This is a genomic window from Aequorivita sp. IT1183 (assembly GCF_058068265.1).
In genome coordinates this window covers 145,661-166,644 of the sequence record NZ_JBYRHS010000004.1, presented here as the reverse complement: position 1 = coordinate 166,644, position 20,984 = coordinate 145,661, and the positions used below count along the sequence as shown (strand labels likewise).

The following is a 20,984-nucleotide window of genomic DNA, read 5'->3' as shown; positions in this document are numbered from 1 at the left end:
ATTTTAATTTAATATTTCTGAAAAGGTATCACCCTGTTTTATATCGCCAGTTTTATAACCTTTCATAAACCATTTCATTCGTTGTTCGGAGCTACCGTGGGTAAAACTATCTGGCACCACATCGCCTCGTGTTCTTTTTTGAATAGCGTCGTCGCCAACAGCATTTGCGGCACTTAAAGCTTCCTCAATATCACCTTCTTCCAAGTATTTTTTGTTGTAATAGGCCCAAACACCCGCATAAAAATCAGCTTGAAGTTCAAGCGCTACTGATAATCTGTTGGCTTCACTCCTATTTTGGCGTTGCAGTTGTGTTACTTTTTGGGAAGTACCCAGTAATGTTTGTACGTGGTGGCCTATTTCGTGAGCAGTTACATAAGCTATGGCAAAATCGCCCCCTTTTGCGCCGAAGCGAGATTTCAATTCGTCAAAAAAGGCTAAGTCCATATATACTTTTTGGTCTGCAGGGCAGTAAAATGGTCCCGAAGATGAACTCGCATTTCCGCACCCAGTGCTAACCGCGTCGGTAAATAGAACCATTGTTGGCTCTTGATATTCACCTATATTATTCTGTTGAAAAATATTACTCCAAACATCTTCGGTATCAGCCAAAACAGTGGCCATAAAATTACCCATTTCCTTTTCTTGGGCAGTAAGCTCTCTTTGTTCGGTTTGCTGAATAGACTGGGAATTCCCTATTTGTTCAACGAGAGGCGCAAGTTGTTGTCCTGTTTCACCACCAAAAAAGTTTAACGCTAGTACTATTAGAGTAACGACAATTCCGCCACCAGCGGCCATTTTGCCTTTGCTCATTCCACGACGATCGTCTAAGTTACCGCTTTGTCTTCTACCCTGCCATTTCATAATTTTTAAATGTATTAGTTAGGTTTAATTTGAATTACTCCCAATCCTTACTGGTTCTATAAACAACGCCTTTAAAAAGTGCAACTAACTCGTCGCCACGCTTTACTTCAACAATATTGAAACCCAATTTATTGCCTACTTTTTCAATTACAGATTCTGCGGTTAAATAATCGCCTTCGTTCAATGCTTCAATATGATTTATTGAAGTTTCAATGGAAACGGCAAACTTTCCGTGAGTGTTTGCTGCAAAACCAAAAGCCGTATCCGCTAAACTGTAACTAATGCCTCCGTGGGCTTTGTTCATGCTATTGAGCATTTCTTTGCGAACAGTCATCGCAACCTTACATCTTCCTTTTTTAACTTCCAAAATCTCAATTCCGAGCCAAGAACTGAAGGCATCTTGACTTAACATTTTTACAGGTATTTTTTCAGCATCAAGCATTTAAAAAAAGGTTTTATTTTCACGACTCATCTTTCGTAATAAAGGCGAACATCTGTAGCGGTCTTCGCGATATTCATCGTAAAGTTCGTCCATCTTCTTTATGCACCAATCAATGCCCTTTTCGTCTGCCCAAGCCAATAATCCTTTTGGGTAATTAACGCCTTTGGTCATTGCGTTGTCTATATCTTCTGCGGAAGCGATATTCCAAAAAAGCGCGTCGGCGGCTTCGTTGATAAGCATTACGAGGATTCGATTGAAAATTTGTTCAGCTTTTTCAGAAGCCAAAGACCCCTCGACTGCGCTCGGGGTGACATTAATTGAATAATCGTAATAACCTTTTCCACTTTTACGCCCCAAATAACCTGCTTCAGCGAAACGTTTTTGTGTGAACGATGGTTTGTAGCGTGGATCGAAATAAAAGGCTGTAAAAACGGTTTCAGTAACCGTATAATTCACATCATTTCCTATAAAATCCATCAGTTCGAAAGGGCCCATTCTGAAACCACCAAGCTCTTTCATCGCTGAATCTATTTCAGAAAAAGAAGCAATTCCTTCTTCGTAAATTCGAAGGGCTTCTCCGTAAAATGGACGAGCAACTCGGTTTACTATAAATCCCGGGGTATCTTTTGCAACGGCAACCATTTTTCCCCAATCTTTAATTGTTTTAATTGAAATATTTAATGTCTCTTCCGAAGTCTGAATTGCTGGTATAACCTCAACCAATTTCATCAAAGGCGCAGGATTGAAAAAATGAATTCCAATGCATCTTTCAGGTTTTTGCAATGAGGAAGCAATGGAAGCAATGGATAAAGAAGAAGTATTTGAAGCAATTATGCAGTCATCACTCACAAACTTTTCAAGTGTAGAAAACACGTTCTTTTTAATGTCTAAATTTTCAACAATCGCTTCAATAGTCATATTAGAATCTTTCAATTCCTTTAGCGTGTTGACGTATTGGATATTGTTCTGAATGCGCTGTTTTTCTTCGGAATCGATTTTGCCTTTTTCAATCAAGCGATCCATTATTTTGTTTAAATCTGCTTCAGCTTTTTCCAAAGCATCTGTTTTGGTGTCGTATAATTTTACGAAACATCCGGCCGTGGCAGCTACTTGTGCTATGCCCGCGCCCATTGTTCCTGCTCCTATTATTCCTATCTTCATATTTGTATTTTATCCTGCAAAGTTTTAAAAGCCTTGCAGGAATTTTTAAATATTATTTTTCTTTAACCTCTCGACTGCGCTCGAGGTGACATTAATTAGTTCCCCTTAAAATTCGGTTTTCTTTTATTTACAAACGCATCAACGCCTTCTGCGTAATCTTCACTTTGGGCTGCTTCAATTTGAAGTTTGCTTTCCATATTCAACTGTTCTTCCAAAGAATTCTGAAGCGATTGATTAAGCAATCGCTTTGTTAATCCTAACGCTTTCGTAGGCATATTAGCCATTGTGCTTGCAATATTATTTACTTCTTCCGAAAAATTTTCTGAAGAAACTACTTTGTAAACCATACCTAGTTTTTCAGCTTCTACGGCAGAAACTTTATCACCCAACATCATTAAAGCCGAAGCTTTTTGAAAACCGATTAATCGTGGCAAAAAGAAAGTCCCAGCACTATCGGGAACCAAACCAATTTTACTAAAAGCCTGAATAAAACTAGCATTTTCTGAAGCAATTACAACGTCACAAGCTAAAGCAATATTTGCTCCTGCTCCGGCGGCAACGCCATTGATAGCGCCAATTATCGGTTTTTCGATACTTCGAATTCTCGATATAATTGGATTGTAATGTTCTTCAAGAATTTTCTTAAAACCTGGGTTCAATTCTGGGGAAGTAACTTCCTTTAAATCCTGTCCGGCACAAAACGCTTTACCGTTTCCAGTGATTACAATTGCTCGCACTTCTGGATTTTTTTCACAAGCGTCCAATTCACTTTGCAGCAATAACGCCATTTCACGGTTGAAGCTATTGAAAACCTCAAGGCGATTAAGCGTTAGTGTTGCTACTTTGTTTTCTATTTGAGTTGTTATGCTTTTATTCATATTTAGGTCTGCGAAACTGCTATTTTTTATAATAACTTCAATTTATAAATCTTTTTATAACAATGAGATTCCCGCCTTCGCGGGAATTTATTTTAGGCATTTAAAATAATCAAACGGTTCTAGGCAATCATCGCATTTAAAAAGTGCCTTGCAAGCCGTGGAACCAAATTGGCTCACCAAATGTGTATTTGTACTTTGGCATTGCGGACATTTAACCAGCCTTTTTTCACCCAACAAAACATCTATATTGTGCGATTCAGATAACGGACGCGCAATACCATATTCTTCCATCATTTGGAGTCCTTCTTCCGTGATCCAATCTGTGGACCACGCGGGAGAAAGCACCAATTCAACTTCGGCGGTTTTTCCTATTTCTAAAAAAGCAGCTTTTAAATCGTCCGCAATTACGTCCATTGCTGGGCAACCAGAATATGTTGGAGTTAATTTTATATGAATTACGCCCTCTTTTTCAATTGCTTCCCGAATAACACCAAGAGCCAAAACAGAAAGCACAGGAATCTCCGGATCTGAAACGGTTTTCAGAACTGGGATTAAGTGGGATTCGATATGTGCTTTTTTGGTTAACAAAATTCTTCTTATAAATTAAAAACCCTTCGACTGCGCTCAGGGTGACATTAAATTTTACCAAGTCATATTTGGATATGTACGTTGCATATATTGCAATTCTGACAAAATATAGCCCATATGTTCTGTATGTATACCTTCTTTTCCGCCTTTGGTGAAATATTTATTTTCAGGAACAGTTAGCGTTGCTTCTTTTAAAACTTCGGAAACTTCTTCGTAATATTTTTCTTTGAAGGTGGAAACATCAATTCCAACCCCTTCTTTTGCCATTGCTTTTTCAGCCTCGGTTGTATGGAAAAGTTCGTCAGTAAATCGCCAAAGATCGTTGATTGCTTCTTGCATTTTTTGGTTGCTTTCTTCGGTTCCATCACCCAAACGTTTTACCCAATCTGAAGAAAATCTCTTGTGGTAACTCACTTCTTTAATTCCCTTCTTTGCAATTGCAGCTAAAGTTTCATCTAGACTATTTTGAAGTTTTTCCATTAACATAAAATGGAAAACATCAAACAAAAACTGACGCCCGATTACAAAACCAAAATGTGTATTCGGCTGTTCAACTAACAGACAGTTTTTGTATTCTCTTTCAATTCTTAAAAAAGCGATATCATCCTCGGTTTTACCTTCGCCTGAAACTTTCGCTGCATATTGATAATAGCTTCGCGTTTGCCCAAGCAAATCCAAGGAAATATTTGTTAATGCAATATCGGTTTCCAAATTTGGGCCGTGACCGCAAAGTTCGCCCAATCGCTGCGCGAGGATTAGGGAGTTGTCTGCGATTGTTAGGATATAATTCCCGTGAAGGCGGGAATTTTTTTCTTGAGATTCCATTATTTTCTTAGTATTTCATTAATAAAAATTAGCAGAAATCATTGTTGCACTATTTTAACCCAATGAGGAAAAATTGAACAATATATACTGAGATTCCTGCCTGCGCAGGAATTTGTTACATATGCTTCACCTCATCCGGCAAATCGTAAAATGTTGGATGACGATATACTTTATCTTGTGCTGGTTCGAACATTTCGCCATTTTGCTCTGGGTTTGAAGCTGTAATATTTGTGCTTTCCACAACCCATATGCTTACGCCTTCGTTTCTACGTGTATAAACATCGCGTGCATTTTCCATTGCCATTTCAGCATCGGCAGCGTGAAGACTTCCAAAGTGTCGGTGCTCAAGTCCGTTTTTACTGCGGACAAATATTTCCCAAAGGGGCCAATTTTTTTTGTTATTAGACATAAGGTATTAGTTTTTAATATTAAGACTTAAGACCGCGCTTCGCTCTAGGACATAGGACGTAAGACCATAATTTATTTGTCTTACGTCTTAAGTCCTATTGTCTTTTGTCTTTTTTCAACTTGCTTTCGCTACTTTTTTATTTGCATTTTTTTCTGCGTGCGCCATTGCCGCATCGCGTACCCATTCACCATTATTCCAGGCGTTAACACGGGCACTCATTCTTTCTTTGTTACAAGGTCCGTGGCCTTTTACTACCTGCCAGAATTCGTCCCAATTAATTTCGCCAAAATCATAACTACTAGTTTCTTCATTGAATTTCATATCTGGATCTGGAATTGTAAGTCCCAATAAGTCTGCTTGCGGCACAGTTTGATCTATAAATTGTTGACGTAATTCATCGTTACTTTTTCGTTTTAGTTTCCACTTCATCGATTGCTCTGTGTGGATTGATTCAGCATCTGTTGGTCCCAACATCATCAAACTTGGCCACCACCAACGATTTAACGCATCTTGCGCCATTGCCTTTTGCTCTTCAGAACCACGGCAAAGCGTTAACATAATTTCAAAACCTTGGCGTTGGTGAAAACTTTCCTCCTTACAAACGCGCACCATAGCACGAGCATACGGTCCGAAAGATGTATTGCAAAGCGGCACTTGATTTATAATCGCTGCTCCGTCAACTAACCAGCCTACTGCGCCCATATCGGCCCAAGTAACTGTGGGGTAGTTAAAAATTGAGGAGTACTTCGCTTTTCCGCTGTGAAGTTGTTCATATAATTCATCACGCGAAATACCTAAAGTTTCGCAGGCCGAATAAAGGTATAATCCGTGACCAGCTTCATCTTGAACTTTAGCAAGTAATGCGGCTTTTCTGCGTAAGGACGGAGCTCGAGTAATCCAGTTTCCTTCTGGTAGCATTCCAACAATTTCAGAATGTGCGTGCTGGCTCATTTGCCGAATGTGTGTTTGACGGTATTTCTCCGGCATCCAATCTTTCGGTTCAATTTTTTCATCGCGCGCAATGCGAGCTTCAAAAATTTCTTCTAGGTTTTTAACTTCTTTTTCGCTCATAATTCTATCTTTTTCAGACCTGACAGGTTTTAAAAACCTGTCAGGTCTAGCAATGCTTTATACATCAAAATCTACTTTCACTTTTTCTGAAGTTGGAACGGCTTGGCAACTTAACACTAAGTTTTGCCCAACTTCTTTATCGCTCAAGGCATAATTTATTTTCATTTCAACGCTGCCTTCTAAAATTTGGCATTTACAAGTACTGCAAACCCCACCTTTACAGGCGAAGGGTAAATCGGCACCCGCAGCCAAAGCGGCATCGAGAATATTATCAAAATCTTTGGTCATTCTAAATTGGAATTCTTTTCCTGCATCTACAATGGTTACCTCCACACCTTCCACATTTTGCTGCGCCAAACGCTCGGCACGTTGCTTATCTTCTTCGGTTAGACCAGTAACGAACAATTCAAAATGAATTAATTCCTTCGGCAAGCCAGCATCTATTAAATAGTTGCTTAAGTAATTTACCATTTCTTCGGGGCCGCATAAAAACACTTCACTCGTATCAGGAATGTCGATAAAAGTTTTGGTTAGCACCTTCATTTTTTCATCATCAAAACGACCGTTAAAAAGATCGATATCCCGACGCTCTTTCGTAAGAAAATAATAAATTTCTAGCCTTCCGAAATATTTGTTCCGCAATTGTTCCAAAGCCTCTTTAAAGATAATGGATTTCGCGGTTTTATTCACATAAAACAATTTGCAAGTTGCGTTTGGCTCAAGTGCTAAATGGGTTTTAATCATTGAAAGCACTGGTGTAATTCCGCTTCCTGCAGCAAAAAACAGATAGTTTTTGGCTTTTTCTGGATCAGCTTTAACACCGAACATTCCGCTGGGCTCCATAATTTCTAGCATATCGCCAGACTTTAAAGTGGAATTTACAAAAGTTGAAAAAGCACCTCCAGGAATTGTCTTAACCGCTACTTGCCATTGCTTATCAATGGGACTGGAACACAAACTGTAGGAACGGCGGGTGTCCTCGCCATTTATGTCTGCCTTTAAAGTTAAGTGTTGACCTTGGCGAAAGTGAAATTCTTCAGCCAGATTATCGGGGACATCAAAAGTTATTACCGAACAATCGTCGGTCTCTTTGTAAACGTCCTTTATTTTTATTTTATGAAATTTCGCCACTTGTTTTTTATCGAATTAAGTTAACAAAACTAACGCTTGTTAGTTAGAATTGCAAATTATTATTTTGTCTCGTCGAGCGCAGTCGGGACGTCCTAAAATAGTACTCGACTTCAGTTTAGGCTAAGTGAAGTCGAATGACTCGAACAGACATTTTATATTATCCCTTTAATGAGAACAGAAACCATATCCTTTTTTAGAATATTCACATCTACTTTACCTCTTTTTTGATTCCACAAATACAACGTACGCAATGTGGAAAGTATTGAAAATAGAATAACTTCGGGATGATGCGGTTTCATTTCACCAGCCTGAATGCCTTGTTTAATTATACTTCGGAAATTCTGTTCGTAATCTTCACGCATTTTTACAAAAGCGCTAAGGTCTGCCTCTTCAAGGTGCATCCAGTCGTTGTTTAAAGCGGCTAATGCTTCGGAATAGTTAACCGTAATATCTATATGAAGTTCGATTACTTTTTCAATCATTTTGATTGCCGAACTATTTTCAGCGACCACACTTTCCATTCCAACGGTAAATTCTTCGGCAACTTTCAGTATGATTTCTGAAAGTATTTCCTGCTTGCTTTTTATGTGGTTGTAGAGACTCGCAGCCTTTATATTTAGGGCCGTAGCGATGTCGCGCATAGAAACTGCAGTGTAGCCTTTTTCATAAAAAAGTCGGGATGCAGTTGCTATTATTTCTTCTTTTCGGGAGATTGTTTTCATTGACGATGCAATATAGGAATTTTAGGGCTGAGCACCCGATCCGATTTTATTTGCCAAAATGTAAATACCCAATTTACCTAAAAATTGGGAAGGAGCGAGATGTTTTCAAAACAAAACCAATTACTTTTGAATTATGGAAATTAAGATTGAAACCAACGAACTGTTGGACCGGTTACCGCCGCATTTAAAACAGTATATAAAACCACAGAATTATGAGCAATACACGCCCATAAACCAAGCTGTTTGGCGCTATGTAATGCGAAAAAATGTAAATTATCTCGCCAAAGTTGCCCACGAAAGTTATTTGGTAGGCTTGAAAAAAACTGGTATTTCCATAGATGAAATTCCATCGATGTACGGAATGAACCGTATTTTGAAAGAAATTGGTTGGGCGGCAGTTGCCGTTGATGGATTTATTCCACCGAATGCTTTTATGGAATTTCAGGCCTATAAAGTGCTTGTAATTGCTAGCGATATTCGTCAACTTGAAAACATTGAATACACGCCAGCGCCCGATATTATTCACGAAGGTGCGGGTCATGCGCCTATTATTGCGAGTCCAGATTATGCGGAATATTTACGCCGTTTTGGAGAAATTGGCGCCAAAGCAATTTCCAGCGCTCACGATATTGATATGTACGAAGCAGTACGTGAACTCTCTATTTTAAAGGAAGCAGAGGGTATTTCGAAAGAATTGATTAACGCTGCCGAAACACGAGTTGAAGAACTTCAAAACAAAAAAGTGAAAGCTTCCGAGATTTCTTTAATTCGAAACTTGCATTGGTGGACTGTTGAATACGGCATGGTTGGTACAGTTAAAAATCCTAAAATTTATGGCGCAGGTCTGCTTTCTTCCATTGGCGAAAGCGTTTGGTGTATGAAGGACGAGGTGAAGAAAATACCTTATTCCATAGATGCTGCTTACCAAGATTTCGACATTACAAAACCGCAACCACAGCTTTACGTTACGCCAGATTTTGCTTATTTGCAGGAAGTTTTAGAAGAATTTGCAAATACAATGGCTGTGAGAAAAGGTGGATGGCGAGGTTTGAAAAAACTGATAAAATCCAAACAACTTGGAACGATAGAAATTAGTACCGGTTTACAGATAAGCGGTCATTTTAATAGAATGATTAAAAACGAAGACAACCAAGTAGTTTATTTTGAAACCAAAGGCGAAACTGCACTTAGTTACCGCGAAAAAGAAGTTATTGGTCAAGGAATTAGTAGACATAAAAACCGTTTCGGATCGCCGCTTGGGAAATTAAAAGGAATAAATCTTGCGATAGAAAATATGGGACCTCGCGATTTGCAGGCTTATAGTTTTTATGATGGAAAGCCCATTGAATTTGAATTTGAAAGCGGCATAACCGTAAAGGGTTTGAACGTTACAGGAATTCGAAATTTGAGAGGCGAATTAATGTTAATTCAATTTACAGATTGTACGGTAAAATATAAAGACGAGGTATTGTTTTCACCAGAAATGGGTGATTTTGACATGGCGGTTGGTAAAGAAATTGTTTCGGCATTTGCTGGCGCGGCAGATTATAATTCGTTTAATCTGGCGACACATATTGCTTCAAGTGAAACAATTCGCGTTGAGCAAACCGAGAAAGAAAAAGAGCTCAATGAACTCTATAAAGAAGTTCGTGAGATTCGTAATGAACATCCACCCCTAACCCCTCCTTCGAAGGAGGGGAACAAATTAGAAAAAATATTTGAAGCTTTAAAAGAAAACCACGCTACCGATTGGTTGCTTCCCTTGGAAATTTATGAGCTGGTTTCTAAAGAAGACTCAGATTTTTCAGAAGAAATATTGCAACATCTTTTAAATTTGAAGGAACAAAGACCAAAAGCGGCACATTTAATTGAGGGAGGATTGGAGCTAATTGATGCCTCGACTTCTTTCAATAAAAGCACTTCGGCTCCGCTCAGTGCTCAACAAAATAATTATTAATTAAAAAACCTCTCGACTACGTTCGAGGAGAAACTATACTATGGGATTATTAGATTTTTTATTCGGAAACAAATCAAAGAAAATTGAAGATTTTAAAAGCCGTGGTGCAATCATCATTGATGTACGCACCAAAGGTGAATATGACGGTGGAGCCATTCCGGGTTCCAAAAATATTCCGCTGCAGACTATTACTTCAAAAATGGGGGAAATAAAAAAATGGAACAAACCTGTAATTTGCTGCTGCGCCAGTGGTATGCGTAGTGCAAGTGCAGCTGGAATTCTAAAAAGTGGTGGCGTTGAAGCTATGAACGGCGGTGGCTGGCACAGTCTGAGTCAGAAATTATAATTCTCAGCCAAAAGGAAGTGCCAAAATAAACCTTTGTTTTTAAGTGGTTGATTGTCAGTTTTTTGTAGCTTTATAAATGCTAATCACAAAAAATTGAAATTATGTATCAGTACAAAGCAAAAATAATCTCTGTTTATGACGGTGACACAGTAACTGCTATGGTGGATTTAGGATTTTTTCACTTTCAGCAAATGAAATTTCGGCTCTATGGAATAGACACCCCCGAATTGCGCGGAGAAGAAAGAGAGAAAGGTTTGGTGGTGCGCGACATTGTACGTGCGATGATTCTTAACAAAGAAGTTACAATCAATTCTTACAAGGACAAGCAGGAAAAATACGGTCGTTATCTGGCAAATATCATCATTGGCGATATAGACTTAAATCTGTGGCTAGTTCAAAACGGGCACGCTAAAGAGTATATGCTATAATTTTAGTTTTTGTAGCTCGGCTTCATTTTCAACCACGGTTGTGTTATATTTCAAGGTCCAACCCATGGAATTCGTCAAAATAAAAATTTTCTGAAGTTCAGAAATTAGTCGGTTATCTGCATTTGTCCGCAATTCTGAAGCTTCTATTTTTTTCCGAAGCGATTTTTCAACACGTTGTTTTATTTTGTTGTAATCTGCGGCGGTAAACTGATTTAAGTAATCTTGCGTTACATCGTAATATTGAATATTTGGGTTGATGGAAAGCTCCGGTTCAGGAATGTTTGTAATCGTTACTGTTTTCGTCGCTTCGTCCACTTGAGTGTTTACTTGGCTTAAATCGTACGCGATTGTAGCTTTTGCATTTACTACAATCAACGCTTTTTTTCGGGCATCAAAAAGGCCATACATTAAATCTTTGCTATCGTTATAACTGAAAACTTGGGCGTAACTCCCTTCGGTTACGATCAGTTTACCTACGTTTTTCAATTCTTTTTGAATTAGCGCTGTATTGGCTTCGAGAATTTCACGGTTATCTTTTTTGTTTTCGCAATAGCGAAGGCCGAAGACGATGACGAATGCAATTACAATTCCGAGTAAGATATTTCGCATAAAAAAGACTTAAGACCGCTTCGCTATATGATGTAAGACATAAGACTCTTAAGATTGCGAAGATGGTGTTCAAAAATAATCATATTTCAATTGAAATGAATATACCATTAATTATACTTTAAGAAAATTTATAGGGATTGCTTCGCTTCGTTCGCAATGGCAGTTACAAATCATATTTTACCACAAGCATCGCAATGCGCGGCATTACAAAATATTGCGAAGTAGTGTTATATTGATCATTAAAGCTATCGTTGTTAATAGATTTGGTATCCAGAAGATTTGTAGCGCGAATTGAAAACTCCCACGGACTTTCGCCTTTTTGGTAATACAAATTCGCGTTTATAAACGAATAGTTATTCTCTACCGTTTTTGCATCGTTGGTGTAATTATAATAGTCCCACTCCGCAAAAAAGTTGAAGTTTTTCAAAAAGCGAAGATTCACATTTGCGTAAGGACGGTTTGTGAAAAAAGTCTGTTCAATTCCGCCATTGTCGTATTCATTTTTGGTGAAACGATAACCCACTTCAAAATTCGGGAAGGTTTTAAAGTTGCTTAAAATACTGGCGTTGTAATTCTGAGTTAAACTTTGGCTCTCGCGAATTTCGTTATTAATAGTATTGTTTGTTTTACTTAAAACCATTGCCGCATCTAGCTTAAACTGAACTTTTTTAATCGTTTTACTAAATCTTCCAACCGCCGAAAATGTTTCATCGGGAAAGTTACTATCAAAATTCACGGGGCTGCTCACTTGGTTTATTCCCTCCAATTGGGTGTTTGTTTTAATAGCGTCAATACGTCGGGTGTAACTTAAATTTCCGCCGATGTTTGTATAGTTGAAAAGATTAAAACTGAAATACGTTAAATTATAACTGTGCGAAAGCGAATTTTCCAGTTCTCTATTTCCGCGATAAAGACGGTTATAATTATTGAAAACATAAGCTTGTGCGTAATTATTTACATCGCTGTATTCTGAAGTAATTGCATAGTTGAAACGCAAGTTTTCACTTTTCTTCAATTCTAAAATCACATTTACATCTGGTAAAACCATCCAATCGTTTTGAGTGGCAGTTGTGCCTAATTGTTCGTTTTTCAAACTATAATTGTGAAGTGTAGCTCCTGGAGTAAAAATGAATTTCCCCGATTTCAATTTATAATGAAGTCCGAAAAAGGCATCCGTAAAAGTGTAGGTTACATCGTTGTTGAAATCGTCGTCAGTAAAAGTATTTTCATCGCCATTATCCAAAATCTGAAAAATCGCAGAGTTAAAATTTTGATTGCTATAGGTAGTTCCGACGGTTAAATTAATATTGCTTAAATTATTTAGAACGTAATAATAATCGACCTTCGCGTCCAGCTTATTGCTTTTTACAGTTTTATTTTGATTGATGTTGTAACGGTCTGATTCTACTAAAGGATCAAAAGTATCGGCATCACTATTAAAAGGATCCTCTTGATCTATAACCGTGAAAACACCCCGAAACGGAATGGAATCCTGTTCTGCTTGATAAAAAGGATCTTCATTTTGATATAAATGTTGCACTTCCGCAGCGAAGATATTCTTGTCGTTTAAAGTGAAATAGGCATTCGCCGTCTGATTTATAGAGAAAGGTTTGTTTTCCTTCACTTCTGAAATATCGTTTTGATTTCCGCCAACTATTGAAATAGTGGCATCATCTTCGGTTTGTTTAGATGTTTTCACCAAAGCATCATAATCCACTTGAAAACTTGTGCTGGGTTTATAACTGCTGCTCAGTTTAAACATTGCCAACTGGTTACGCTGGTCGTTGCTTGCATTAGTATTTTCAGTAATTCCGGTTAAAATATATTGGCGGATACTGTTGTTTACGATATTTGTTTTGTTGTCGCTTAAAATTCCAAAACCGCTAATATCTAGTTTGTCATTTACTGCATAACTGAAGTTTCCCGCAACAAATTTTGCGTCAATACTTTTTGCACGATTGTTTTGTGCAACTGCAAAACCGAGGTCGCTATCGCTGATTCTAAAACTTGTTCCGCCGCCTCTATTGAAATTTTTAAACCCGCCCGTAAAGTTGAAATAATCGCGAAACGTAAAAGGAACTTCGCCAATATTATTAAAATCTGTGATTAGGTTTATGCTGTATTTTGGGCTGTAATAAAACAGTTTTGGATGCACTAAATAACGGCCACTATCTTCGCCGTATTCATCTGCAATTCCAGCGCCAGCAGTAACTTCTCCAAACCAGAAATCCTTTTTTCCTTCCTTTAATCTAATGTTTATTGCTACATTGTCTTGATCATTTCCTAAACCGCGCATTTGGCCTACTTCGTTGTAATTACGTAGCACTTCCACTTTAGCAACAGCATCTGCGGGAATGTTTTTTGTTGCGAGTTTGCTATCGCCATCAAAAAAATCTTTCCCTTCAACCATTACTTTGGTAACGGTTTTACCTTCTACTTGTATTTCGCCGTCTTCATTTACTTCAACGCCGGGGAGTTTTTTCATCACATCGCCCAGTTTGCGCTCGTCGCCATTTGTAAAACTATCTGCGTTGTAGACTATTGTGTCTCCTCTTACCGTAACGGGCATTTCGTAAACAATTTCTACATCGTCCAGCTGGTTTTCCTGCGGATTTAAAATGAAATCTAGATCTATATTTTCTGAATCTGAAGAAACATTTACCGTCTGCTCCTTGCTTTCATAACCCAGAAAACTTGCTCTTAAAACGTAATTATTTCCTTTTGGAAGATCTAGTTGGTAGCGGCCTTGGTAATTGGTAATTCCGTAAGATTCGGTTTCACCCGAAGACTTAATACTTGCAATAACATTGGCAAATTCCAACGGATTGCCGATGCTATCTTTGATGGTTCCTTTCACTTTAATACTTTGGGCAGAAAGGGAAAAGCCTATAAAAATAACAGATAAACAAAGGATTTTTTTCATAGTGTGTATTGTAGTAATGAGGTCTCGACTGCGCTCGACCAGACAAATAATTTGCCTGTTATATTGAGAATTAATTAAAAACTGTTATTAAAATCCACCACCTCCACGACCGCCGCCTCCATTGCCACCTCGACCTCTAAAGTTTTCGCGAAGTTCTTCGGTTTTATCCTTAACAATTTTAATGTATTCTTCACGGGTAACTTTTTTGCCTTTTGTGGGCGCTTCAATTTTATCAGCTTCTTTTGGGTTCATCACTATTTTAGAACACAAAAGCGTGGTTCTATAAAAGTTCAATTCTAAAATAAGTCCGGGTAGACCTCCATATTCCCCTGGCCCATTACTAACTGGAATTTGTGGTGTAAACCAAGCCGTAACCTCAATTTCCTTTGGAATTTCAATCATATCCATTGGGTCTTCCGACTGTGTAGTATCTTTTTTTATTGCAGTATTTTCTTTTATTTCGTCTCCCTTCGCTCTATCTCCTGAACCGTTTCTTCCTCCTCTATTACCTCTTGGGCGTGCCATGCTTAAATCGTTTGGATCAATTTTTTTCAGTGCAGTGGCTTTAAAAGCTATGTATTGTCCAATTTGTTTTGATTCCTTTGTTATTTGCCAATCCAAAGTTTGTACGGAGTCTGTTACCAAAAATTGTTTTCCAAAAAATTCGTTCTCCTCAACAAGCTGTGATGTTTTTATGTTTTTGTACTGAACGCCCGGAGTAAAGCTGCTCATCATCATTTTAAAGCCTGGGTTTATAGGCGTGGCATCAAGTTTTTCCTGTTCTTTATAAAGTGACTCGTCTTTGTTGAAAGTGAGTATATATGTTTTTTCGAGCATACCTTTCATTCGCTCCGCAATAGACTTTTTCATTTCATCGGTCATTTCGCGGTTACCGCCAAAAGCGTCGAGATCTACAGTGGTTTTAGATTCGTAATAGGCTTGACCGCTAATATTTTGGGCATTTATGGTGAAAGAAAATAATAGCAGAAAAATTGAGATATATTTTATCATATATTGTAAATTGAAGTTAGGCGTCAAAGCTCATAATCTTTGACTAAATCGTTTAAAGTTAGTTTAATCTGTCTATAAAAAAACTGCAGACTACCATTTAGACGGCACAGCGTATAATCTGTTACAGTATTTTTCGTTCAAATAAAACCTTCATTTCGTAACTTGCAAGCCTTATGAAACAGCTTTTCCTTCTTTTTCTTCTTATCTCTCAAGTTGGCCTTGCCCAAAGTCTCGTTCCCGTTAGTAAGGTTCCGCTTGTTGCTGATAGATTTCTAGGTATGGACAATTACAAAAACGCCTACTTTATAAAAGATAGAGTAATTAACAAGCAAGGACCCGACGGCAATTTTCTATTTAACGATTTGCAATTGGGGCGAATTACTTCGGTAGATATTATAAATCCGTTGAAAGTGGTAGTGTTTTTTCAGGACACAAATACAGTTTTAATGCTAGACAATAAGTTCAACGAAATTGAACGCATAAACTTCAACAATCTACCGCAATTTTTGAATGTTAGCACTGCTACCAACGCAGGCAATAACAGTCTCTGGCTTTTTAATGTAGATACCCAGCAGCTGGAACTTTATAACTACGGCGCTAAATTGCAGACAGTGGTTTCGCAACCTTTTCCGGGGAAATTACTATCACAGGCAAGCAATTTTAATTATTGTTTCACTTTAACCGAAAAGAAACTTCGCGCCTATAATAGCTACGGAAGTATACTTAATGAAGCAGCTTCAGAAGGTTACGAAAAGATAATTCAGCAGAATGAAAATCTAATAGCATTGAAGGAAAATGCATTATACTACATCCCCGATTTCGTAAGGCGCAACAACGAAATTGAGCACGAAACGGTAAAGTTGAAATTGTCTGAAATAACAATTAAAGACTTGCAGCTTAGCAATGATTTCCTGTATATTTATGACGGCGAAAATTTGCACACTTTTAAACTAACCATTCCAAAGAAATAACAATTATGCATGTTGCGATTGCAGGAAATATAGGTTCCGGAAAAACCACCCTTACCCGTTTATTGGCAAAACATTACAAATGGCAAGCCCATTATGAAGATGTGGAAGACAATCCTTATTTAGACGATTTTTACAATCAGATGGAGCGTTGGTCTTTTAACCTGCAAATTTACTTTTTGAACAGTCGTTTTCGTCAAATTCTCGATATTCGTGAAAAAGGTAAGTCGGTAATTCAAGATAGAACTATCTATGAAGATGCCTACATTTTTGCGCCCAACTTGCACGCTATGGGTTTAATGACCAATCGCGATTTTGAAAACTATCGTTCGCTTTTTGAACTTATGGAAAGCGTTACCGAAGGTCCAGATTTGCTTATCTACTTGCGGAGCAGTATACCAAATTTGGTAGACCAAATTCACAAACGCGGTCGTGATTACGAAAATTCTATCAGCATAGAGTACCTAAGTCGTTTGAACGAGCGTTACGAAGCGTGGATTCATAATTACGACAAAGGCAACCTAATTATTTTTGATGTGGATAACATAAACTTTGTGGACGATCCCGAACATTTGGGTGAGGTTATCAATAAAATTGATGCAGAATTGCACGGTTTATTTTAGATTCTAAAATAATACTGAAAACTCTTCGACCGTACCTTTTATAAAAACCCCGTCAATATTTTTGACGGGGTTTTTTATACATTCTAAATACCTTAAAATCAATTTTAGGGAATATAATTCTATTTAATGGAATTTATTTCTAATTTTGTAAATTACCTCGCTATGTGTTCAATATTAAAGATAACAATTTTCGTTTAATCTGTATTGTAATATTTGTTTCGAAGAAAATATACATTCGCTTTTTAGGCACTCACGCCGAATATGATAAAATAGATGCAAAGAATATTTAATTCTGAATTATGTTGACTCAAAAAGAATACAAAACAAAAAATGTAGAAATGGAAGTTCTACTTAAAAAATTGACCGAAATAGGCCAATTATCTGAGCAAGAGGGAAAAATTCTTGATACAATTTCAGATGAAATTGCCACTTACGAAGAAACTAATTTTCCTTTTGAACCCGAATCTTTAAAGGAAATGATTGAATTAAGAATGTACCAAAGAAAGCTAAAGCAAAAAGATTTAGCCGAAATTTTAGGAACAACACCATCTCGCATAAGTGAAATATTGAGCGGTAAACGCAGCCTCACGATCGAATTGGCTAAAAATCTTCACAATAAACTAAACATTGATGCTGGCTTAATTCTCAACGGATAATTGTCATTAAAAACTTAACGTTTCCCTTAGAGAATCTTAGCTTTAAAACAATTAATTTGCCGTATCTACTATGGCTTCACTCTACAACAATAAATTTTATCACCGCGACCTTTCTTGGCTACGCTTTAACCATCGTGTGCTTCAAGAAGCAGGAGATAAACGCAATCAACTTTATGAGCGCATAAAATTTTTAGCAATCTTTTCATCCAATCTCGATGAGTTTTTTCGGGTTCGCGTTTCGGATATACGGCAGATAAAAAACCTTGAAAAACCTCTTCGGAAAAAGCTAATTACCAAACCTAATAAGGTTTTAAAAGAAATTAAAGCACAAGTTGATGTGCAACAAAATGAGTTCGGTAGAATTTTTAAGGAAGAAATAATTCCGCAGTTAGCTTCGGAAGGAATTCATCTAATTCGTCACGAAGATTTTTCAGAAGAACAGAAAGAAATTGCAGCCAACTATTATAAAGAAAGCTTGAGGCAAATTACTGAAGTTAGTTGCAAACCGTGTACGGAGGCAGATACTGTTTTTGTAAAAAACGAAAGGCTTTATTTGGCGGCGCAAACTACCAAAGATGAAATTTTAATAGTTGAAATACCAGACACAGAACCCAGATTCTTTGTATTTCCATCTGTAAATAACAAGGATTTTCACATCACTTTTATAGACGATATTCTGAAATACAATCTGCAAAAGGAGTATTCTGAAAAAGGAATTAGTGAATTTCATTCACTTAAAATTTCTCGCGATGCAGAATTGTATATCGAAGATGAATTTTCTGGCAATTTGATGGAAAAAATTAAAGCTGCTCTTCCAGATCGCGATACTGGCCAAGCAACAAGAGCTTTAATAGACCCGGAAATGCCGCAGGCTTTCCGCGAAATATTAAAGAAGGCGTTAGACGTAAATCATACCGATGTAGTTTTGGGCGGACGTTACCATAATTTCAAAGATTTTATGCAGTTCCCGAATCCAACGACAAAGCAATTAAATTATAAAAAACTGCCTCCGCTTCCCCACCCTATTTTGGCAGACTGCGATTCAATTTTTGAAGTAATTGACAAAAAAGATCAACTACTGCATTATCCATATCAAAGTTTTAGACCTGTAATTAAATTGATGCAAGAGGCGGCAACTGATCCGCTGGTTACAACGATAAAGATGACTATTTACCGTGCCGCAGACGATTCAGATTTAAACGATGCCATCGCCTTAGCTGCAAAAAACGGAAAAGATGTAACTATTTTTATTGAAGTAAAAGCACGTTTTGACGAGCATAATAATTTAAAATGGGGTGCTATTTTCAGAAAGAATGGGGCGCGCGTTATTTACAGTTATCCGGATATTAAAGTACACTCCAAAATTCTATATATTGAAAGAGAAGATGAAGACAAAATAAAACGTTACGCATACATTGCTACAGGTAACTTCAACGAGAACACGGCGAAACTATACACAGATTTTGGGTTAATGACCGCTAATAAAAAAATAACCAAAGATTTAAGGAAAGTTTTTATGGTTTTGGAGCGCGATATGATTATTCCAAAAGCAAAACATCTTTTAGTTTCACCCTTTACCACACGCGAACGATTTACGGCTTTGGTAGAACAAGAAATAGCACTCGCAATTGCTGGTAAAAAGGGCTTGATTATTTTAAAAATGAACAGCCTGCAGGATGAAGGAATGATAAAAGAACTCTACAAAGCAAGCAATGCTGGGGTTGAGGTTCGTTTATTAATTAGAGGTATGTGTTCTTTGGTGCCAGGAATAAAAGGCCAAAGTGAAAATATTTACATTACAAGTATTGTAGATAGGTTTTTGGAACACGGCCGCGTTTATATTTTTGGAAATGATGGTGACGAACAGGTTTACATTGGTTCCGCAGATTGGATGACGCGCAATTTAACGCACCGTATAGAAGTGGTTACGCCTATAATGGACCAAGACCACAAAAGAACCATTCGAGAGCTATTAAACATTGAATTAGAAGATAATGTAAAAGCGCGTATTATCGACGCCGAACAGAAGAATGAATATGTGAAAAACTCAGAAAAAGAAGTGCAGTCGCAGCTGGCTACTTATGAGTATTTTAAAAATCCACATTAAATAAAGCCCTTATCTTGGGCGTGAGCGATTGCAGCTTTGCTATCTTCCACTAATAATACAGGCACGGTTTCGTAATCTTTAAAGAGACCTTTTACGCGTAGCATTTTTCGTTTGTGATTTACATTTCGCAGGTAGATTGTGAGTATGCGTTCGGGATGTGCTTCAGCAATTTCGGTATAAATATCTGGGTCGTGCTCGCCGCTATCGCCAATTAAAATGAATGGCAGTTGTGGGTATGTTTTCAGAATATTGATAATTTCTTTCTGCTTCTGTGGCTTTTCAGACCCGATTGCTATTGGGATGTACTTTCTCGCAAACGGATTTACAAAATCACGAAGCAGAATAGGGCCTTTCGGAAAATTATTCTTTTGAAGAAATACTTCCAAATAGCTATAAAGATTCCACGGACTATGGCTCACGTAAAATACAGGATTACTTTCGTAGCCAGATTTCCCGAGGTGCAGTGCTTTATAAAAATGTGCAGCGCCTTCTAGCGGAATACGTTTTTCAGCTCTTTTGAAAAAAGTGTTTTTCACCACTCGCCATTTAAACCAAGAGGTAAGCCCAGTGTGCATAATTGTGTCGTCAATATCACTGATAATTCCAAATGTGGCTTCTTCGGAAGGAATTAATATTTCGCCTTTAAAAATATTATCCTGTTGAATTTTTCGCCCTGAAATCTCTTCAGTAAAAGAAATAGTATAATGAAGCCAACCTTCGGCATCCGTAAGCGAAAGCAGATTTTCAATCATTAAATCAATCAAAAAGTAGCCTTGTTCACTTGTAATGGTTTCAACAGTTCTGCCGTCGGGAAGAGTTAAAACAAGCGCAGTATTTTTTACCAAATCGGTTTTGAAGCGTTTGTACGTAATCCAAAGAAGATTGAAAAATCCTTTTTTTGATAGATCTATATTTTCATCTTCCAGTGCTCGACCTTTTACATACAAATGGTTTGAGGTGCCATAACTGCAAAATGTAATAATCTGGATGGGATCTTTTTTGAAAAAATTCATAGCAAGCTAAGATAGTGAAAATTGAAATCGAAAAAAGAAGAAAGACTTATGACGTAAGGCACGACCATTGGATGTTTGCAAGTTTGAATCCACCTTCATTCCCAGTAAAAGTACACCGCAAAGGCGCAAAGGACGCGGAGTTCCGAATAAAGAAAATAGTTTTTAATAAGCCGATTAAAGACAAGACCCCAAAGGTTTTCCACTTACGCTGAAAAAGCTTCAGCGGACAAGTTTCAACCTTTGGGGTCTGAGTAA

The 20,984-nt window shown here is 37.6% G+C and carries 22 protein-coding genes; 8 read left to right on the top strand and 14 right to left on the bottom strand.

Annotated elements, in window-relative coordinates; genetic code table 11:
• Nucleotides 1-3: 3 nt before the first annotated feature.
• The 10 genes from ypfJ to AC3RVF_RS09100 form a co-directional block, all read right to left on the bottom strand.
• Nucleotides 4-861, bottom strand: a complete 858-nt coding sequence (ypfJ, locus tag AC3RVF_RS09145) for a KPN_02809 family neutral zinc metallopeptidase (RefSeq protein ID WP_489693237.1) — start codon at nucleotides 859-861, stop codon at nucleotides 4-6.
• A 34-nt stretch (nucleotides 862-895) separates the two neighbouring features.
• Entirely contained in the window at nucleotides 896-1,303 is a 408-nt protein-coding gene (locus tag AC3RVF_RS09140; protein ID WP_489691340.1) for a PaaI family thioesterase, read from the bottom strand.
• Nucleotides 1,304-2,464, bottom strand: a complete 1,161-nt coding sequence (locus tag AC3RVF_RS09135; RefSeq protein WP_489691339.1) for a 3-hydroxyacyl-CoA dehydrogenase NAD-binding domain-containing protein — start codon at nucleotides 2,462-2,464, stop codon at nucleotides 1,304-1,306. It abuts the gene before it with no gap.
• 95 nt (nucleotides 2,465-2,559) lie between these two features.
• The gene (locus AC3RVF_RS09130; RefSeq protein WP_489691338.1) at nucleotides 2,560-3,342 is read right to left on the bottom strand and encodes an enoyl-CoA hydratase-related protein; all 783 of its coding nucleotides are present in this window, start codon (nucleotides 3,340-3,342) and stop codon (nucleotides 2,560-2,562) included.
• Nucleotides 3,343-3,429: 87 nt separating this feature from the next.
• Nucleotides 3,430-3,930, bottom strand: a complete 501-nt coding sequence (gene paaD, locus AC3RVF_RS09125; protein ID WP_489691337.1) for a 1,2-phenylacetyl-CoA epoxidase subunit PaaD — start codon at nucleotides 3,928-3,930, stop codon at nucleotides 3,430-3,432.
• A gap of 54 nt (nucleotides 3,931-3,984) precedes the next feature.
• A complete protein-coding gene (gene paaC, locus AC3RVF_RS09120; RefSeq protein ID WP_489691336.1) occupies nucleotides 3,985-4,755 on the bottom strand; it encodes a 1,2-phenylacetyl-CoA epoxidase subunit PaaC in 771 nt (256 codons plus the stop codon).
• Between the two features lie 115 nt (nucleotides 4,756-4,870).
• Entirely contained in the window at nucleotides 4,871-5,164 is a 294-nt protein-coding gene (gene paaB, locus AC3RVF_RS09115) for a 1,2-phenylacetyl-CoA epoxidase subunit PaaB (RefSeq protein ID WP_489691335.1), read from the bottom strand.
• A 114-nt stretch (nucleotides 5,165-5,278) separates the two neighbouring features.
• Nucleotides 5,279-6,235, bottom strand: coding sequence for a 1,2-phenylacetyl-CoA epoxidase subunit PaaA (gene paaA, locus AC3RVF_RS09110; RefSeq protein WP_489691334.1), 957 nt, complete (start codon nucleotides 6,233-6,235; stop codon nucleotides 5,279-5,281).
• 57 nt (nucleotides 6,236-6,292) lie between these two features.
• Nucleotides 6,293-7,366, bottom strand: coding sequence for a 2Fe-2S iron-sulfur cluster-binding protein (locus AC3RVF_RS09105; protein WP_489691333.1), 1,074 nt, complete (start codon nucleotides 7,364-7,366; stop codon nucleotides 6,293-6,295).
• A 152-nt stretch (nucleotides 7,367-7,518) separates the two neighbouring features.
• Nucleotides 7,519-8,088 (bottom strand): TetR/AcrR family transcriptional regulator, encoded by a 570-nt coding sequence (locus AC3RVF_RS09100; RefSeq protein ID WP_489693236.1) that lies wholly within the window; start codon nucleotides 8,086-8,088, stop codon nucleotides 7,519-7,521.
• Between the two features lie 133 nt (nucleotides 8,089-8,221).
• Between AC3RVF_RS09100 and AC3RVF_RS09095 the strand changes: the two genes are divergently transcribed.
• From AC3RVF_RS09095 to AC3RVF_RS09085, 3 genes are all read left to right on the top strand, one after another.
• A complete protein-coding gene (locus tag AC3RVF_RS09095) occupies nucleotides 8,222-10,045 on the top strand; it encodes an aromatic amino acid hydroxylase (protein WP_489691331.1) in 1,824 nt (607 codons plus the stop codon).
• Nucleotides 10,046-10,085: 40 nt separating this feature from the next.
• A complete protein-coding gene (locus tag AC3RVF_RS09090; protein ID WP_489691330.1) occupies nucleotides 10,086-10,391 on the top strand; it encodes a rhodanese-like domain-containing protein in 306 nt (101 codons plus the stop codon).
• A 101-nt stretch (nucleotides 10,392-10,492) separates the two neighbouring features.
• Nucleotides 10,493-10,819 carry a thermonuclease family protein gene (locus AC3RVF_RS09085; protein ID WP_489691329.1) on the top strand — a complete coding sequence of 109 codons (327 nt, stop codon included), beginning with the start codon at nucleotides 10,493-10,495 and terminating at the stop codon, nucleotides 10,817-10,819.
• Here AC3RVF_RS09085 and AC3RVF_RS09080 read toward each other — a convergent pair.
• The 3 genes from AC3RVF_RS09080 to AC3RVF_RS09070 form a co-directional block, all read right to left on the bottom strand.
• Nucleotides 10,814-11,428 (bottom strand): DUF4230 domain-containing protein, encoded by a 615-nt coding sequence (locus AC3RVF_RS09080; RefSeq protein ID WP_489691328.1) that lies wholly within the window; start codon nucleotides 11,426-11,428, stop codon nucleotides 10,814-10,816. The genes AC3RVF_RS09085 and AC3RVF_RS09080 overlap by 6 nt on opposite strands.
• Nucleotides 11,429-11,591: 163 nt before the next feature.
• A complete protein-coding gene (locus tag AC3RVF_RS09075) occupies nucleotides 11,592-14,351 on the bottom strand; it encodes a carboxypeptidase-like regulatory domain-containing protein (protein ID WP_489691327.1) in 2,760 nt (919 codons plus the stop codon).
• Between the two features lie 87 nt (nucleotides 14,352-14,438).
• Nucleotides 14,439-15,362, bottom strand: coding sequence for a GLPGLI family protein (locus tag AC3RVF_RS09070; RefSeq protein WP_489693235.1), 924 nt, complete (start codon nucleotides 15,360-15,362; stop codon nucleotides 14,439-14,441).
• 173 nt (nucleotides 15,363-15,535) lie between these two features.
• Here AC3RVF_RS09070 and AC3RVF_RS09065 point away from each other — a divergent pair, with 173 nt between their 5' ends.
• The 5 genes from AC3RVF_RS09065 to ppk1 all read left to right on the top strand — a co-directional run bounded on the left by AC3RVF_RS09065 (nucleotide 15,536) and on the right by ppk1 (nucleotide 19,716).
• Nucleotides 15,536-16,333, top strand: coding sequence for a hypothetical protein (locus AC3RVF_RS09065; protein ID WP_489693234.1), 798 nt, complete (start codon nucleotides 15,536-15,538; stop codon nucleotides 16,331-16,333).
• A 5-nt stretch (nucleotides 16,334-16,338) separates the two neighbouring features.
• The gene (locus AC3RVF_RS09060; protein ID WP_489691324.1) at nucleotides 16,339-16,953 is read left to right on the top strand and encodes a deoxynucleoside kinase; all 615 of its coding nucleotides are present in this window, start codon (nucleotides 16,339-16,341) and stop codon (nucleotides 16,951-16,953) included.
• A 164-nt stretch (nucleotides 16,954-17,117) separates the two neighbouring features.
• Nucleotides 17,118-17,243, top strand: a complete 126-nt coding sequence (locus tag AC3RVF_RS09055) for a type II toxin-antitoxin system HigB family toxin (RefSeq protein ID WP_489691323.1) — start codon at nucleotides 17,118-17,120, stop codon at nucleotides 17,241-17,243.
• Nucleotides 17,244-17,291: 48 nt separating this feature from the next.
• Nucleotides 17,292-17,609, top strand: coding sequence for a helix-turn-helix domain-containing protein (locus AC3RVF_RS09050; RefSeq protein WP_489691322.1), 318 nt, complete (start codon nucleotides 17,292-17,294; stop codon nucleotides 17,607-17,609).
• 70 nt (nucleotides 17,610-17,679) lie between these two features.
• Complete coding sequence (gene ppk1 / locus AC3RVF_RS09045) at nucleotides 17,680-19,716, top strand: polyphosphate kinase 1 (RefSeq protein WP_489693233.1); 2,037 nt, start codon at nucleotides 17,680-17,682, stop codon at nucleotides 19,714-19,716.
• On the opposite strand, the gene AC3RVF_RS09040 is transcribed toward ppk1, so the two are convergent.
• Nucleotides 19,713-20,729, bottom strand: a complete 1,017-nt coding sequence (locus tag AC3RVF_RS09040) for an App1 family protein phosphatidate phosphatase (protein WP_489691320.1) — start codon at nucleotides 20,727-20,729, stop codon at nucleotides 19,713-19,715. The genes ppk1 and AC3RVF_RS09040 overlap by 4 nt on opposite strands.
• Between the last annotated feature and the right edge of the window lie 255 nt (nucleotides 20,730-20,984).

Coding starts and splice junctions, on each gene's coding strand:
- AC3RVF_RS09140 (WP_489691340.1), bottom strand. CDS start 1,303: ATGCTTGATGCTGAAAAAATACCTGTAAAAATGTTAAGTCAAGATGCC.
- paaC (WP_489691336.1), bottom strand. CDS start 4,755: ATGGAATCTCAAGAAAAAAATTCCCGCCTTCACGGGAATTATATCCTA.
- AC3RVF_RS09135 (WP_489691339.1), bottom strand. CDS start 2,464: ATGAAGATAGGAATAATAGGAGCAGGAACAATGGGCGCGGGCATAGCA.
- paaB (WP_489691335.1), bottom strand. CDS start 5,164: ATGTCTAATAACAAAAAAAATTGGCCCCTTTGGGAAATATTTGTCCGC.
- paaA (WP_489691334.1), bottom strand. CDS start 6,235: ATGAGCGAAAAAGAAGTTAAAAACCTAGAAGAAATTTTTGAAGCTCGC.
- ppk1 (WP_489693233.1), top strand. CDS start 17,680: ATGGCTTCACTCTACAACAATAAATTTTATCACCGCGACCTTTCTTGG.
- ypfJ (WP_489693237.1), bottom strand. CDS start 861: ATGAAATGGCAGGGTAGAAGACAAAGCGGTAACTTAGACGATCGTCGT.
- AC3RVF_RS09085 (WP_489691329.1), top strand. CDS start 10,493: ATGTATCAGTACAAAGCAAAAATAATCTCTGTTTATGACGGTGACACA.
- AC3RVF_RS09040 (WP_489691320.1), bottom strand. CDS start 20,729: ATGAATTTTTTCAAAAAAGATCCCATCCAGATTATTACATTTTGCAGT.
- AC3RVF_RS09065 (WP_489693234.1), top strand. CDS start 15,536: ATGAAACAGCTTTTCCTTCTTTTTCTTCTTATCTCTCAAGTTGGCCTT.
- AC3RVF_RS09100 (WP_489693236.1), bottom strand. CDS start 8,088: ATGAAAACAATCTCCCGAAAAGAAGAAATAATAGCAACTGCATCCCGA.
- AC3RVF_RS09060 (WP_489691324.1), top strand. CDS start 16,339: ATGCATGTTGCGATTGCAGGAAATATAGGTTCCGGAAAAACCACCCTT.
- AC3RVF_RS09075 (WP_489691327.1), bottom strand. CDS start 14,351: ATGAAAAAAATCCTTTGTTTATCTGTTATTTTTATAGGCTTTTCCCTT.
- AC3RVF_RS09130 (WP_489691338.1), bottom strand. CDS start 3,342: ATGAATAAAAGCATAACAACTCAAATAGAAAACAAAGTAGCAACACTA.
- AC3RVF_RS09050 (WP_489691322.1), top strand. CDS start 17,292: ATGGAAGTTCTACTTAAAAAATTGACCGAAATAGGCCAATTATCTGAG.
- AC3RVF_RS09070 (WP_489693235.1), bottom strand. CDS start 15,362: ATGATAAAATATATCTCAATTTTTCTGCTATTATTTTCTTTCACCATA.
- AC3RVF_RS09095 (WP_489691331.1), top strand. CDS start 8,222: ATGGAAATTAAGATTGAAACCAACGAACTGTTGGACCGGTTACCGCCG.
- AC3RVF_RS09080 (WP_489691328.1), bottom strand. CDS start 11,428: ATGCGAAATATCTTACTCGGAATTGTAATTGCATTCGTCATCGTCTTC.
- AC3RVF_RS09090 (WP_489691330.1), top strand. CDS start 10,086: ATGGGATTATTAGATTTTTTATTCGGAAACAAATCAAAGAAAATTGAA.